Source organism: Paraglaciecola psychrophila 170, from assembly GCF_000347635.1.
Lineage (GTDB): Bacteria > Pseudomonadota > Gammaproteobacteria > Enterobacterales > Alteromonadaceae > Paraglaciecola > Paraglaciecola psychrophila.
The window spans coordinates 4209340-4225848 of sequence record NC_020514.1 but is presented as its reverse complement, the minus strand read 5'-3'; the positions used below and the strand labels follow the sequence as shown (position 1 = coordinate 4225848).

The 16509-nt window shown below is 42.6% G+C and carries 14 protein-coding genes; 13 read left to right on the top strand and 1 reads right to left on the bottom strand.

Features of this window, described 5'->3' with window-relative positions; genetic code table 11:
• The first annotated feature begins 1 nt into the window (after window position 1).
• From C427_RS18475 to C427_RS18465, 3 genes are all read left to right on the top strand, one after another.
• Window positions 2-1324, top strand: coding sequence for a sugar MFS transporter (locus C427_RS18475; protein WP_007641038.1), 1323 nt, complete (start codon window positions 2-4; stop codon window positions 1322-1324).
• 61 nt (window positions 1325-1385) lie between these two features.
• On the top strand, window positions 1386-2765 hold the full coding sequence (locus tag C427_RS18470) for an alkaline phosphatase (RefSeq protein WP_007641039.1): 1380 nt from the start codon (window positions 1386-1388) through the stop codon (window positions 2763-2765).
• A gap of 479 nt (window positions 2766-3244) precedes the next feature.
• The gene (locus tag C427_RS18465; RefSeq protein ID WP_015431187.1) at window positions 3245-3604 is read left to right on the top strand and encodes a hypothetical protein; all 360 of its coding nucleotides are present in this window, start codon (window positions 3245-3247) and stop codon (window positions 3602-3604) included.
• 388 nt (window positions 3605-3992) lie between these two features.
• Here C427_RS18465 and C427_RS18460 read toward each other — a convergent pair whose 3' ends face one another.
• Window positions 3993-4595, bottom strand: coding sequence for a hypothetical protein (locus C427_RS18460; protein ID WP_007641043.1), 603 nt, complete (start codon window positions 4593-4595; stop codon window positions 3993-3995).
• A gap of 34 nt (window positions 4596-4629) precedes the next feature.
• Between C427_RS18460 and C427_RS18455 the strand changes: the two genes are divergently transcribed.
• From C427_RS18455 to C427_RS18410, 10 genes are all read left to right on the top strand, one after another.
• Window positions 4630-4971 carry a sensor histidine kinase gene (locus C427_RS18455; protein ID WP_226991237.1) on the top strand — a complete coding sequence of 114 codons (342 nt, stop codon included), beginning with the start codon at window positions 4630-4632 and terminating at the stop codon, window positions 4969-4971.
• 298 nt (window positions 4972-5269) lie between these two features.
• On the top strand, window positions 5270-9007 hold the full coding sequence (locus C427_RS24210; protein WP_015431186.1) for a PAS domain S-box protein: 3738 nt from the start codon (window positions 5270-5272) through the stop codon (window positions 9005-9007).
• On the top strand, window positions 9008-9376 hold the full coding sequence (locus C427_RS18445; protein ID WP_007639177.1) for a response regulator: 369 nt from the start codon (window positions 9008-9010) through the stop codon (window positions 9374-9376). It abuts the gene before it with no gap.
• 18 nt (window positions 9377-9394) lie between these two features.
• Entirely contained in the window at window positions 9395-10468 is a 1074-nt protein-coding gene (locus C427_RS18440) for an HD domain-containing phosphohydrolase (protein WP_007639179.1), read from the top strand.
• 47 nt (window positions 10469-10515) lie between these two features.
• Complete coding sequence (locus tag C427_RS18435) at window positions 10516-11076, top strand: heme NO-binding domain-containing protein (protein WP_007639181.1); 561 nt, start codon at window positions 10516-10518, stop codon at window positions 11074-11076.
• Window positions 11073-12752, top strand: coding sequence for an ATP-binding protein (locus tag C427_RS18430; protein ID WP_148285928.1), 1680 nt, complete (start codon window positions 11073-11075; stop codon window positions 12750-12752). Before C427_RS18435 ends, C427_RS18430 begins: the two co-directional genes overlap by 4 nt.
• 683 nt (window positions 12753-13435) lie before the next feature.
• Complete coding sequence (locus tag C427_RS18425) at window positions 13436-13675, top strand: transposase (protein WP_007639190.1); 240 nt, start codon at window positions 13436-13438, stop codon at window positions 13673-13675.
• 926 nt (window positions 13676-14601) lie between these two features.
• Entirely contained in the window at window positions 14602-15594 is a 993-nt protein-coding gene (locus C427_RS24205; RefSeq protein WP_015431183.1) for a histidine kinase dimerization/phosphoacceptor domain -containing protein, read from the top strand.
• Between the two features lie 118 nt (window positions 15595-15712).
• Window positions 15713-16054 (top strand): sensor histidine kinase, encoded by a 342-nt coding sequence (locus C427_RS24200; RefSeq protein WP_236613711.1) that lies wholly within the window; start codon window positions 15713-15715, stop codon window positions 16052-16054.
• A complete protein-coding gene (locus C427_RS18410) occupies window positions 16051-16446 on the top strand; it encodes a response regulator (RefSeq protein ID WP_226991177.1) in 396 nt (131 codons plus the stop codon). Before C427_RS24200 ends, C427_RS18410 begins: the two co-directional genes overlap by 4 nt.
• Window positions 16447-16509: the final 63 nt, after the last annotated feature.

Genomic DNA, 16509 nt, shown 5'->3' with positions numbered 1-16509 from the left:
TATGAATAATAAATCAGCTAGTCAATCTAACACTATTATGCCGATGATTATCATCGGTATCTTGTTCTTTATTTTCGGTTTCGTGACATGGTTAAATGGCTCTCTTATCCCATTTTTGCAGGTCATTTGCGAGCTTAATGAGTTCCAAGCTCTCTTTGTTACCTTTGCTTTTTATATTGCCTATACAGTCATGGCGTTTCCTATGTCACTCATTCTGAAACGAATCGGGTATCGCAATGGTATGGCCCTCGGGCTCGCCATTATGGTTATAGGGTCTTTACTGCATATTCCAGCGGCCATGTCAGCCAATTTTATGTTCTTTCTAGTTGCACTTTTTGTTTTGGCCACAGGCCTTACTATCCTACAAACCGCATCCAACCCGTATATTGTTTATTTGGGACCTGTCGAAAGTGCCGCAATGCGGATCAGTATCATGGGACTGATCAATAAGAGTGCGGGCGTCATTGTGCCAATCGTTTTCACAGCGGTTATTTTATCTGGTATGGGGGACATTTCCGAGAGTTACCTAGCGGCTTTAGAGCCAGCTGAATACAGTCAACGCTTGAATGAACTGTCGATGGCACTGATACCTCCTTATCTTATTATGGCTGCAACGCTTTTCGCATTGATTTTTTTAGTTAAGTTTTCTTCTTTACCAGAAATAAATTTTGATGAAGATAGTACTGTTGGATCTGGATCGAAACCGTCGGTATTTCACTATCCGCAAACAGTGTTAGGTGCAATTGCCTTATTTGCCTATGTTGGCGTTGAGGTTATTGCTGGCGATACGATAGGCCTATACGGTGCAGACTTGAATGTCGAGAATTTTGCAGGTCTAACCTCCTATACGATGATGTTTATGGTGTTTGGATACCTTATCGGTGTTACTTGTATTCCGAAGTACTTATCTCAGGAAAAAGCATTGATAGGTTCAGCCATCGCAGGAAGTTTGTGTATTTTAGGGATCGTTACATCTTCCGAGAGTTCAGCCAGCATTGCGAGTTTTTTGTGGGGATGGACGGGTTTTCAGGTTCTTCCAAATCCGATTACATTCGTAGCGTTAATGGGATTGGCACATGCCTTGGTATGGCCTTCTGTGTGGCCATTAGCTTTGCAAGGACTTGGCAAACATATCGCACAGGGCTCAGCGCTGCTGATCATGGGAATATCTGGTGGTGCCATCGTGCCATTAATATTCGGAAAAATTTCACACGATACTGGTGATCTGCAAATGGCTTATCTTGTTGGCCTGCCATGCTACTTTTTTATTCTCTTTTACGCATTAGTAGGGCATAAAATTAAGCATTGGAAGCGCATACCTTAGGTCATTAACGCATCTAATCATGGAATAACACCAATTACTTAAGTTATGTAAGGAGATAGTTTTGAAAGCAATTCTAGTACTTTTCGTTCTCATCAATGCGTACTCAATCAACAGAGTAATAGCACTGGAGCCGAGTTTATCGGTTGCATCTAAGAAACCCAATAATATCATCATGGTTATTGGCGATGGAATGGGACCCGCTTACACGACGGCTTTCCGTTACTTCAATGATGATCCCAACACAATAGAGGTAGAAGAAACGGTTTTTGATAGGCATCTCATAGGGCTTAGTAGTACGTCTCCCGCAACTGTGTCGGGATATGTAACCGACTCTGCTGCAGGTGCCACCGCACTTGCCTCAGGAATAAAAACCTACAACGGTGCAATTGGAGTCGACCTTAGCAAACAACCCGTAAATACAGTCTTGGCATTTGCCAAGCGGGCAGGCAAGAAAACGGGTGTGGTTGTTACAAGTCACGTGAATCATGCGACACCAGCAAGCTTTTTGACTCACAATGAAGATCGCAACAACTACAATTCTATAGCCGACAGCTTCTTTGATAATAATACATCAGCTACTCCACAATTTGACTTACTCTTTGGTGGAGGATGGAAATATTTTCTTCGACCAGATAGAAATCTTGTCGAAGATTTTCAGAAAGCTGGGTTTCAATATGTTGATGCTTACAAGCAACTTCAGAGACTAAAAATCGGCACGCCAGCACTTGGTTTGTTTGCTGATGTAGGGCTACCTTGGGCTCTTGATGATTCCGAGCCTTTTCGACTAAGTATGATGACTCAAGCTGCAATTGAACAACTAGAAAATGAGTCTGGTTTTTTTATGCTAATCGAAGCAAGTCAGATAGATTGGGCAGGACATGCCAACGATATAGCTGCTGCGATGGGTGAGATGCGTGATCTTGCAAAAACACTGGAGTATCTCGAAGTATATGTTCAAAAGCATCCCGATACCTTAGTTGTGGTGACAGCAGATCACAGCACAGGTGGATTGACACTTGGTGCCAACGGCAAGTATGAATGGCAGCCAGAAATACTCAGAACGATACGACACACCCCCGCTTATATTGCTAAATCAATTAACCGCAGTGAACTATCAATAGAACAAACTAACGACTTGTTAGGCTTTGCGTTAACTACAGAAGAATTTGCCGCGCTGCTGGAAATCGAAAAAACATTTCAACGAGACCCAAGCGATAGTGAAGAATTTGAAGATGCTGAACAGTCAGTCAAAAGAGAAAGTGCTTACTATTCATATCTTAATGCAATTATTAATAAAAAGACAAACACGGGCTGGACTACCGGCGCACATACAGCGATTGATGTCCCTGTGCTGGCATTTGGTGCCCAGCACGAACTATTTATTGGGCATAACGATAACACTGATATTGCTAAGAAAGTATTCACACTAATAGAGAAGTAGCGACGCTACGGTATACATGTCAAGACATAGGTGATTTGTATCTAGCACCCTATATCCACAAAGACTTGTTTCATTAGATATGGTGTTTTTTACCCATGATTACGAGGGTATTATCGCTGCTGCTTGCGAAGAATATCAGACCATATAGATCAGACAATATTGCCAGTCATGCAAATTTACGGATAGATGTCCTTTAAAAAGTTATATGTTTTTTGTCCGGAAGTTTATCTGCTGAATGTCTGCAATCTGCTGTGAGCACCAATTCAGATGAATGTTGGTGAGGGTCTGCAATTTGCACTTAGTTCCCAGTCAGTGAATATCGGCCAATGACTATAATGGATCTACGGCACGCCTCAGCCACTAAATAACTACTCAAGCTTTTGGTTTAAGTCACCGTTTATATTATTTACCTTATAAGGTAACCTAACTTGCAAGTCCACACTAATCCACTGTTGCCCACATAGATCTGAGAATATGAGATGAAACGAGCTAGCTTTATATCAATCGATGATGAAGATGTAGACTTAATTCTTTCTTTTGCCCTTGAGGATGAAGCTTTAGGAGTTCGTAGTCTCATATTAATGAGAACCCCTAAGTTTGAATCCCTTGTAATTGAAGAAGAAAGGGGCGTTCGTGTTTCTCTTGAGGGGCAAGAAACGGATGAAGAGGATAGCATGTTGGTTCGAGTTACCCTTTCATCCAAAGATATAGAAATTGCTACTATGACTGGGATATATAAAGTTGATTTGTCGAAGGTCGGTAAAGCGGAATTGGACTCTGTCTATCCATTCCTACAAAAAATGAATTTTGATAATAAATTCGAGATAAGTCATGCATGAAAACCGCAGTCAGTCAGAAAACTAGGACGCTGGTGTAGGCGCTACATAACACCTATAGATTGTTCAAAAAATCATAGTTCAGTGATTTTCCTTATGTCTGCTATGTCGGAATTGCCGTCCTTAAGATGATTAACTTATTTGTCTGCTTTTCGCTCAAACCGGACGAAACCTCAATAAATCGCTACGTCCGCTATCTTGGGCAAAACAGTCGTTCGGCTACGATTGGTCGTATGACCGTTCCACGCTCTGAGGAGTCATACAGTCAATTTCATCGACCGTCTGAAACTTGCCCACTTGAGCTGTCACTAAGCGTTTAGAATAGTACTGATGTAATCAAAACCCTACCGAAATAAAGCTGCTCAAACATAGTGATAAATTGAGTTTTTAATTATCCATCATTCAAAATGCATTCGCCCTGATAAAGTGTCCAACTGGCGTTTTTTGGGTGGTTGTTAAGCTGGATTTTCGTCATATATAACCTTCGATTACTCACTTGGTAGTTTGCTCTTAAATTCACTAATGGCGCACCCTTAAGAGCGTTAGCCGAGTGTTGGGCTAAGCGTAAATCAATGTTACGTGGAAACAATCTTATTGGCGTGCCCGTTAGAGAATAAGCTGTTATCCAGTGATGCTCTTTTTTCGACAAATTTTCTTGGGCGACGCGTATCCAGTCACTGTAATCACTTAAAGCAAACTGATTAACCTTGGTGAACTTGTTGCCGTTTGACATCGCAAACTGCATACCCGCACATTGGTACATAAAGCCTAATGCCCCTTGTTGTTGATGTATCTGCTGCGGCCGGGCAATTTGTATATCGACACCTAGATCACTAAGTTGTTTGCAGACCTGTTCTACTTGTTTTTTGTTTACTGGTGGTGACTGTTTGACTTGTTTAATTATGGATTCTGGTGGTCGATTAGCCAGCTCTGAAAATGCTAATGCCTGTGGCTCCGCTTTAGGTGTAGGAAAGGGGCCAGAAGGACAGTTCAATCCTTGTGAGATAATTAATAACGCTCTTGATTTGGTGAGAGAACGGCTCAAATTAGATGAGATTGATGTTACTACCGCGTACGAAGACTGCAGTGGATGTGGCAAGGTACTAGGTCATGGTATCCAGATGGAGCAGGTGATTATCAATCTTTTGACTAACAGTCGTGATGCCGTATTAAATAACATTGGTTCTAAATGGATTCGACTGTCGATGGCTTTTAAGGATAAACACGCAGAAATCAGCATTCAGGATAACGGCCACGGTATCGCAGTAGAATTGATAAAACGGATCTTTGAGCCGTTTTACACCACCAAAGAGGTGGGTAAGGGCACTGGGCTAGGCTTATCGGCAAGTATGGTATCGTGCATGACATGAACGGCACTATTACTGCGTCAAATACAACTGATGGCGCTTGTTTTACTATTAGACTTCCTTTAATAGAGTCTTACGATCACTGTCAGCGGCCTGAACTTATTATTAATAAGCAGTGAAATATGGGGTTCTCTTAGTACTTCTAGGTCTAACCAACTATTGAGTAAACCCTTTATTGTTGATCTATAAATAAGAGATACTAATGGGACTATAGTGTCTGAACAAAATAAGCGGATCTATTACCTTATAAGCCAAGCATGTGAGAATGGATTCTGTAAATAGATATGTTCGAGGACCATTAATGGTAAATAATATTCTTAATGATGCTGATGTGATGAAGAAACAGAGCAATATAATTGTATTTATTACAATTATGGGTGTGTTCATTTCATTTGCTTTGTTTTTATTTGTCAATAGCTTAGCGTTTGAAAAACAAGAAATTAACTTAGCTCAAGTCACTGAACGTCAATTAAACTCGATACAAGAGAAGTTTGACAATGCAGTAAAATCAATTAATGCGATCTCGGCACTTTTTGCAGCATCTAACGAGGTCAGCAGAAAAGAATTCTCTACATTTGCATCCATCGAGTTAATTGATTCTCCTAATGTTTTAGCCCTTGAATGGATACCCAAAGTTAAGCATTCAGAGCGCGCCAGTTTTGAAAGTGAGGCTCAAAAAGATCTATTCACAAATTTCACTTTTACAGAAGAGAATCCCCAAGGTGAAATGGTTGCAGCGAGTGAACGTGATGTATACTTTCCCGTTTATTTTGTTGAACCGCTTAAAGGTAATGAGACTCTTTTAGGTTTTGAGCTGTCAACCCATCCGCAAAGACTTCGAGCAATACAAGAGGCGCGTGATACAGGTGTTTTTATCGCTAGTGGTATCGTCGAACTCGTACAAAGTCAGCAGCATGGTGCTGGTTTGTTGGTAGTAAAGGCAATTTATTCGAATGGTTTGGTACCAGAGTCGTTAGCTGAAAAAAGGGCGTTACTAAAAGGCTACAGTCTCGGGGTTTTGAAACTACAAGACCTCTTTAAGACTCAAACCTTATTAGGCGATAATCATCCTCAATCAACAATATTTGTTTTTGACAATAATGAAGCAGTTGGTCAAAAAATTCTTTATCCAGTCATGTCACCCTACCAAACCTTAGAGGAAGCAAAACAAGCACAGAATGGACTGTGTCAATTAAAGCCTTTGTTGTTGGCCAATCAAGAGTGGTCGCTTTATCAATGTATATCCAATAATAAAATGGATTACTTAGGTAATATTGAGGCCCTGATCGTTTTATTTTGTTCTTTGATATTGACGTTTGTAACGACGAGATATTTGATAGTGCAACAAAAACAAAGAATGCACACAAACAAGCTTTTACTTGAGCTGCGCAACAATGAATTTTACCTGAATGAGATTTTCAACAATGTTGATGATGCGATTGTCTCGACTGATATGTCCGGGCGAATTAGTTCGATAAACCATTCACTTATTAAGTTATTTGGATATACAGAGCAAGAATTGATTGGCCAATCGGTTGAACTCATTGTGCATAATTTCACTTCCAAAAATCAAGTTGCCGGTTTTTCTGTTTTTTCTAACATTGATCAATATCAAGCTTTAGGGAAAAAGCGGGTTGAGGTGCGAGCGAAACACAAAAATAGCAAAGAGTTTCCAATTGAAATTTCTATTAGGCAGATAAAATATCACGGAAGAGATATCGTTATTGGTATGTTGAAGGATTTGTCGATGGTCGCTGAGCGTGAACAGGCACAACTGGAGATCAGTAAAAATGCCACTGAATTGAGGCAGTTAATCGATACGGCTAATGCCCCGATTTTTGGTATTGATGCCGCAGGTCTGGTGAACGAATGGAACCAGCGCGCCGAGCAACTCACCGGCTTTGCTAAGATTGATGTCATGGGAAAAGATCTGGTGGCCAGGTTTATCACCGAAGATTACAAGGCCTCGGTTAAAGAGGTATTGGATAAAGCCCTTCAAGGTGAAGAGTCGGCTAACTATGAATTTCCTCTATATACCAAAACTGGCGATCGGGTGGATGTATTGTTGAACTCCACTTCACGCCGAGATGCTGCAGGTCGTATTGTGGGGGTTGTGGGGGTTGGACAAGATATCACCGAGCTCAATAAGATCCGTAAGGAGCAAGAAAGTGTCGCCCATGATTTAACCCAGTTAATCGATACGGCTAATGCCCCGATCTTTGGTATTGATGCCGCAGGTCTGGTGAACGAATGGAACCAGCGCGCCGAGCAGCTAACTGGCTTTGCTAAGATTGATGTCATGGGAAAAGATCTGGTTGCCGGGTTTATCACCGAAGATTACAAGGCCTCGGTTAAAGAAGTATTGGATAAGGCCCTTCAAGGGGAAGAGTCAGCTAACTATGAATTCCCGCTGTATACCAAAACTGGAGACAGGGTGGATGTGCTGTTGAACTCCACTTCTCGCCGGGATGCCGCAGGTCATATTATGGGGGTAGTGGGGGTTGGACAAGATATCACCGAGCTCAATAAGATCCGTAAAGAGCAAGAAAGTGTCGCCCATGATTTAACTCAGTTAATAGATACGGCCAATGCCCCGATTTTTGGTATTGATGCCGCAGGTCTGGTGAACGAATGGAACCAGCGCGCCGAGCAACTCACCGGCTTTGCTAAGATTGATGTCATGGGAAAAGATCTGGTGGCCGGGTTTATCACCGATGATTACAAGGCCTCGGTTAAAGAAGTATTGGATAAAGCCCTTCAAGGTGAAGAGTCGGCTAACTATGAATTTCCGCTGTTTACCAAAACTGGCGATCGGGTGGATGTGCTGTTGAACTCCACTTCTCGCCGGGATGCCGCAGGTCATATTATGGGGGTTGTGGGGGTTGGACAAGATATCACCGAGCTCAATAAGATCCGCCTTGAGCAGGAAAGTGTTGCCAATGATTTAACTCAGTTAATAGATACGGCCAATGCCCCGATTTTTGGGATTGATGCCGCAGGTCTGGTGAACGAATGGAACCAGTGCGCCGAGCAACTCACTGGCTTTGCTAAAATTGATGTCATGGGAAAAGATCTGGTGGCCGGGTTTATCACCGAAGATTACAAGGCCTCGGTTAAAGGGGTATTGGATAAAGCCCTTCAAGGTGAAGAGTCGGCTAACTATGAATTTCCTCTATATACCAAAACTGGCGATCGGGTGGATGTGTTGTTGAACTCCACTTCTCGACGGGATGCCTATGGCCAAATTATCGGGGTCGTGGGTGTTGGACAAGATATTACAGAAACTAAGAAATCTCAGGCTCAGGTAGTTCAGGCTTCAAAACTGGCCACGCTTGGTGAAATGGCAACCTCTGTTGCTCATGAGTTAAATCAACCTCTTAATGTGATACGTATGGCTGCAGGCAATAGTCGTCGAAGAATTAAAGGCCAAAAAAGTAACAAAGACACTGAGTATATACTTGAAAAATTAGTGCGTATTGAAGGGCAGACGTCTCGCGCAGCTGCAATTATTGATCATATGAGAATGTTTGGTCGTAGGGCCGAGGAAAAATCAGAAATGGTGGATCCTCGCGAGGTTGTTTTTAATGCCCTTGGTCTACTTGGAGCACAACTCAAACTAGCGGGTATTCAGGTAGCCACTAATTTCCCTGAAAAATGCAGCAAAGTGATGGGACATACTATTCAGATGGAGCAAGTTATTCTGAATCTTTTGGCCAATGCAAGAGATGCGATGAAAGACAATATATCGGGTTCAAGGATCACACTTAGTATTACTGAAAAGGATGGGATGATTACCATTTCTTCTGAAGATACTGGTGGCGGAATTCCTGAACATATACTTTCTCGAATTTTTGAACCTTTTTTTACAACAAAGGAAATGGGCAAAGGAACCGGCTTAGGCTTATCTGTGAGCTACGGAATTATCTTGGAAATGGGCGGCACTATCATTGCGGAAAATATTACTGATGGCGCAAAATTTTCTATCACACTTCCGACAACAAATAACATAATTCAAAAAATAGATCTGATGGGGATTTAAATGAAAAGAATAAAAATGTTAATTGTGGATGATGAACCATTCATACTTGAAGAAGCCTCAGAAGCATTGGAATTTGAAGGGTATGATCCTATAACTGCAAGCAATGTAACGGACGCACTAAAAATAGTGCGTAACAATCCTGATATTGCACTAATCTTAACAGACTTAAAAATGCCTGGACAGTCAGGGTTAGATTTAGTCGAAATCCTAAAAGAAGAGTTTAATAATAAGCTTTGTTTTATAGTCATGTCTGGGCATGGCAGCTCTGATGTTGAAGATAGTGTCATAAAGCAAGGTTTTGCTTTTATACGAAAACCATTAGATATTGATGAGCTGACAGAAATAATTAAATTAAGGCTTGAAAATTAAATCTAAGGAGAATTCACCTTGATAACAAAAATTTTAATAGTCGACGACGAAGCATATATTCGTGAAGAACTGCTCGAAACGATCAACGCGGAAGGCTATAAGTGTTGTGAAGCAGCCAATGGAGAAGAAGCGCTCAATATTCTTCGAAGTGATAATGAGATTGCGATTGTCCTTACAGATATTCAAATGCCGGGGAAGGACGGTATTGAAATGATCCGCGAGGCTAAACAAGAAAGCTGCAAAAATCGTAATATTGAGTTTATTATTATGACAGGGCACGGTGGGTCAGCAGAAGCTATTTCTGCATTGAAGTTGGGTGTTTTGGATTTTATTGAAAAGCCGATTGATATTGAACACCTTTGCCATGTCGTCCGTCGAGCAGAAGAACTGGTCACTTTGAGGCGCACCAAAGAGCATTACCAAGCTAGTCTTGAAGCTGATGTACATGCAAAAACGATTAAGGTTCGCAACCTTCTGAAGAATGTTGAAGATGCGTATGACGAAGCGTTGACATGCCTTGCTGTGGCAGCCGAATTCAAAGATCCTGAAACGGGTCATCATATACAGCGAATTGGTGAGTATTCTAAATTTATGGCTCATCAACTTGGCTGGTCAGAAGAGCGTCAACATATGATGTTGTTAGCGGCGCCACTGCATGACGTAGGCAAGATCGGCACGCCCGAAATTGTTTTATTAAAACCTGGAAAACTCGACCCTGATGAAGTCGAAATTATGAAAGAGCATTCACAAAATGGTTTTAATATTTTGTCTCATGCAGAACATTCAGTCATGAAAATGGCAGCAACGATTGCAAGAAATCATCATGAACGATGGAATGGAGGTGGTTACCCTCGAGGTCTCAAAGGAACAGAAATCCCTATTGAAGCTCGTATTGTTGCTGTGGTTGACGTTTATGACGCGCTTAGGTCAAAACGTCCTTACAAACCGGAGTTTGATCAAGAGAAAACGTTGTCAATCATGCTTGATGGTGACGGACGAACTGATCCGTCGCATTTTGACCCGCAAATGTTGGACATTTTACGTAATAATTCTGAACAGTTCGATGCAATTTATAAAGGTCTTGCTGATTGAAAACAGGGTAAAACATTTATCAGGTGTTAAAGGTAAGAGGATGTATTATGTACGGAATGGTTAATAAAGCAGTGGAAGATATGGTCTGCACGCAATTTGGCGAGTCGGTATGGGAAGATATTAAGTCCTGTGCTGGGGTCGACATAGACGTGTTCATGAGCAACGAAGCGTACCCAGACGAAATGACTTTCCAGTTGGTGAGCGCGGCAAGTGAGGTACTGAAAATTCCCGCAGAGGCGGTTCTTGAGGCATTCGGTGAGCACTGGGTGCTGCATACAGCGCAGAAAGGTTACGGCGGTTTGATGCAGGCCAACGGTAGCACCTTGCCCGAGTTCCTGGCCAACCTGCCGGGCTTTCATTCAAGAGTGCAAATGCTGTTTCCGAAGTTGCAACCGCCCGGTTTCGAGTGTACGGACGTAATGGAAAACTCACTAAAGCTGCACTATCGGACGCACCGCGCAGGCTTGGTGCATTTTGTCATTGGTTTGATGCAAGGACTGGGCAAGTTGTTCAATACGCCGGTTACTGTTCACCTCGTCGAATCTAAAGAACAAGGTGCAGATCACGATGTTTTTGATGTCAAGTGGTCGAACGACGCTATCGAATGAAACAAGATAACCCGCGCTCAACATCTCAGTTTGGTCTTCCGCCGCAGCAGTTCTCCACAGCGTTCCCTTTCCACTTAGTGTTGAACATGCAGATGGAAATACTGCAGGTTGGAACAACACTACAACGTATTTGTGCTGATATCCTCCCCAGTGTGAGTATAGATAAGCTATTCGAATCGATCCGACCAGAGGGTGTTTTTTGTGTCGACTGGGTGCTCGAAAATGCCGGTTCATTTTTCCTTCTTAAACACCGTGCCAGTGATCTCAAGTTGCGCGGCGAGTTCGTATTTTTACCTAGCGAGAATGTGTTGCTGTTTCTCGGATCTCCCTGGTTTATCGACGCTTCCGAGATCGCCATACATAAACTGAGTTTCGCAGATTTCGCCACCCACGATGTGGCCGTTGACATGCTCCAGCTATTCCAGGTAAATAAGATGGCTCTCGAAGACGCGAATAAGCTCTCCGGCAAACTGACGGCCCAGCGAGGTGTACTTCGGTTAGCCAACGAAAACCTGAAAAAGCAGGAAGCGAAGACGCAGCAGCTGACTTCCGAACTGCTCCGAAGCCGCGATGAAATGGCTGAGGTGGTTGATACCATTAACCAGCTTGAGCTGGGAATTGCATTTCTAGACAGTGATGACCGCTTTGTATTCACCAACCCGGAATACCTGCACATGCACGAGAAAGTCATCGATTCGGTACAAATTGGTGTGCTGTTTGAGGATCATCTAAGGGTTTTGTTTGACGCTGGCGAGATTATCACGCACATCATAGATCGCGAAGAATGGGTAGCCAAACGCTTGATAGCTCATCGCTCTTTGCCAAGCGAATTTGAGATAGTCATAGCTGGGGGTAAGACACTCAATATTCGTGAGCAGCTTACTCATAGCGGTGGGATCGCTATGGTGATCAGGGAGATCAGCGAGCAGAAAAAATTGCAGGCGCAACTGGTACACTCGAGCAAGCTCGCCAGCCTGGGGGATATGGCCACCGGAGTGGCGCACGAACTCAACCAGCCGCTCAACATAATATCAATGGCGGCAGGCAACGTTGAGAGAACCCTCAAGCGTGGCGAATTTGGCCCAGAATACCAGTTGGAGAAGATGCAGCGCATCAAGGAAAATGTTGTTCGCGCGTCGAAAATCATAGGCCATCTGAGATCGTTCGGCCGCGATGCTAATGAGGCGGCTCAGCCATTCGACCCTCGTGATGCCGTGAGAGGCGCGATCGGCATGATCGGTGAGCAGTTAAAGTTGTCTAGCATTGAGTTGGTGTTGGCTCTGCCCACCGAGGCAGATGCGCAGGTGTTCGGATATGCGCTTCGGTTCGAGCAGGTGCTGCTGAGCCTTATCCGCAACGCGCGCGACGAACTGATTGCGCATCCTTCTGGGGTGGCGCCAAAACGCATTCAGATTATTGTGGTATTTGAGCCACAGGGACAGGTGAGTATCAGCGTTGAAGACAATGGCCCAGGAGTTCCTGTGGCGCTACTTGAGAATATCTTCGAACCGTTTTTCACCACCAAGAAGGTGGGTAAAGGGACCGGATTAGGGTTGTCGGTGTCCTACGGTATAGTTAATGAGATGGGTGGCAAGATCGTTGTGGTGAATACCAGCGGCGGCGCCAGGTTCGAAATCACCCTACCCACTATACATCACCAGAGCAATCCAGATTAGGCTAATCAGGGCGAGCCAAGCGGTAGAAAAATGAATCAAAATCCAGATAACCAATAATCGAACCAGACAGTCGAATATCCCCTTGTTTTTTGGCGCGAGTTCCACTAACCGTCGTAGTGACTATCATCGATAAAATAAGAAAACAGGGGGGGTCTACAAGTGGTTAACCAGTCTGGAAAGCTGACGCTCTAAAAATAGTGGGAAATGGCTGTCAGAGTCTGAGGTATCCCCACGAAATAAACAGGTAAGTCATTTTAAAAAACGTGGAACATTCACGGTATTCGGTAAGCAGATCACTCGCTAAACATCACTAAAGACCCATACCATGAGTGAAGTTGTTATTTTGAAGACGTTCCTTACAGCTGTCACGCCTAAAATACATAAAGTGAGATGAGCGTCGTTAACAAGTTGTGTGAGCAGTTTGTTAAATGGAACTAAAGTCAGTGTAACCGTTATTAGACGTGGGATTTCATCTTTAGCATATGAAAAAAATCGCATTTTAAAAGCCGACCGTTTGTTGTCTAATAGACATATTGTGAATGAACAATTACCTAATTACCTAATTACCTACTTACCTATCAAGCAATATATACGCGATATGCGAATGCTTCATCACGTCCTATGATTCTGATTGACTGGTCGGATTTAGATACGCATAAAAGTTGCTTTTGCTGAGGGCTCCCGTGGTTTTTAATGGTCGAGGAGTGGCTATTTATCAAGAAGTTCATAGTATGAGCACAAAAGAAAAACGTTACACACAAGGTGTTTTGGCAAAATTAAAGACGATTATCGATGACGATGTTAAACCGATATTAGTGGCAGATGCCGGTTATAAGACCACTTGGTTTAGAGACGTCATCGCATTGGGGTGTGACTTTGCAGTAAGAGTCCGAAAGCCGATGAGGTATGTTAATCAGAAATAGGACTGGGAGCATACCTCTGAGTTATATAAGCGAGCTACCAGTCAACCGAAAGGTTTCACTAGCTATATTTGCAGCAGCCAACCTTTAGCATGTACCTTGGTGCTATTTAAAGGTGAAAGCAAAGGGCGACTTAGTTTAACGCAGCATAACATTGCCCGACAATCTAAGTGTTCAAATGTCCATGTAATATGCGCTACAAACCCTTGGTTAATTGTCACTTCACTTCCTCGAATCAAGAGTTTAGGGATATCAAAAGTAGTTTATTTGGACTGGGTTTTGAACATCATAAAAGCCGATACGTAAAGCGCATGCAGTACTCATTCTGTTCGCCATACTTGCTAGTATTCTGGCTAACATTATAGGCTTGGTCATATTCATGGTTGGTTTGCACCGTCGTTATCAAGCGAACACAGTTAAGTTAACTTAAGACAAGGCGAGTATTATCGTTTCACTATTTAGGGTTGCGAGGCTTCGTATACAAGCAGTTTCAAATTGCTCTGCGTGCAATTTGAAACTGCAGTGTTAAAACTTAGAATTATGATTGCTGGCAATTTTAATGCTTGAATATTCGTGGGGACCCTTAACAACTGAGCTTTTTTTTATCTACCTGACGAACCACTGTTTGAAAAACGCCAAGTAACGTTTGCTGATGACATTGTTATGTCATAAAGAAGCTTAATTCCATTTAAAGTAACGATTTATAGGCTAAAAAGACCATTTAGGCGTTAATGACGGTCGTTTATTAGTAATGGATTTATTGAGATAACAGCGTTGCATCGGTCTGCCATCAGATAATGTCATAAAATAAATATGATTAGATCTCAAATTAAATAGAATTGGTCTAACCTTACTTTGTGAAATAACTAAATCATTATCATCTCGTCTACGGCATTTCATAATATCATTTGAACCTGGTGTTAAAATTTATGTATAAGACTAAAAATGATGAATTACTTCTTCGAATAAGCGAACTGGGTGGTCAGCTTAAAGATGCTCATATAGCCTCTGAATATGCTACTTTGCAAGCAGAAACTGTTGCCAACATTGCAAAGAAGAAAGAACAAGCATTAGAAGCACAAATTATAGTCTTAGAAACGAAATTGGATAGAACGAGAGGAATTAATCGAGATCAACTCAAAAATGTTGAATCCAACTACGCAGAACTTAGAGCCACTGCTGAGGAGTTAGAAACAGCTAATCAAGAATATATGGCTACTGCCGAAGAGTTAGACGTCGCCAATATAGATAAAGGTGCACGAGCAGCTGAGCTGGTCATTGCTAATAAAGAAAAAGGTGCACGAGCAGCTGAGCTAGCTATCGCTAACAAAAAACTCATATTTGATAACGACGAGAAAGATGCACGTGTGGCCGAGCTAGTCATCGCCAACAAAGAAAAAGATGCACGTGCTGCTGAGCTAGTCATCGCTAACAAAGAGAAAGATGCACGCGCAGCTGAGCTAGTCATAGCCAAAGAAAAACTCGTTTCTGAAAACGAAGAAAAAGATGCACGTTTGGCGGCGCTAGACATCGCCAACAAAGAAAAAGATGCACGTGCTGCTGAGTTAGTCATCGCTAACAAAGAAAAAGATGCACGCGAAGCTGAGCTAGTCATAGCCAAAGAAAAACTCGTCGCGGAAAACAAAGAAAAAGATGCACGTGACGCTGAACTGGTCATCGCGAACAAAGAGCTCGCCTACCAAAACGATGAAAAAGAAGCACGTGCGGTTGAACTACAAAGTGCTGGTGAAAAGGCCAAAGCTTCACTTAAAGAAAAAGAGGTACTGCTTAAAGAAATCCATCACCGACCTACCAATAACCTACACATAATTTCCAGCATGTCGTCACTACAGGCACGAGCCGACCCTGACGTACCCTCTCGAAAAGCGCTAGAAGAGTTGTCACGGCCCCTATCAGGTTAAGGCTCGTATTCATGAGAGCCTTCATCAATCCAATAATGTTACGGCTGTTGATGCCAGGGACTACATTAATGCGATTGCAGCAGACACAGTTGATAGCAGCCGGATTAATAGTCAAAAGGTGGAGACTCTCGTCGAAGTGGATAAAATAAATATCGACATAGACACCGCGATTGTTTGTGGACAAATTTTCAGTGAATTGTACTCTAACTGTATCAAACACGCTTTCCCTGACGAACGTTCTGGAAACATTAAAGTCACTATGCGACGAGCTGATAAAGGAAGGATGGAATTGAAGGTTGTTGATGATGGTATTGGGCTTCCAGAGGACTTTAACCTTCATAAAAGCGCGACTCTAGGCATGAAATTGATAGGTGCATTGACAACACAACTTAATGGCGAAATTAGTATAGACGGTTGCTGTGGCACTTCGGTTTGGATTACTTTTGAGGGGAAACAATGATGACCAAGAAACGTGTGCTTATCGTGGAAGACCAAGCCATAACTGCATTTGATGAATCGGAGATCATGCGTGAGCTTGGTTATGAGGTAACAGGTATCGCCATGTCCGCTGAGGAGGCGATTATACAGTCCCACAGAGATTTGCCAGACTTGATCTTAATGGATATTAAGTTGAGCGGTGATATGAATGGTCTACAGGCTACCTTAATAATCCAAGAAAGAGACAATATACCTGTCATTTATGTGACTGCTTATGGAGACAAAACGGTATCCGTATCCGGTAAACTTCCGATACCAGACGGCATCGGTTATATCGTTAAACCATTTAACAAAGAAGAATTAAAAAACGAGGTAGAGAGAGTGTTGAGTTTATCTTCATCAGAACGTTTGTGAACTTTTATTCATTGTGTGATGGGTTTGACGTGGTCATTCAGTTGAGCAGGGTGGGGGAAGGGG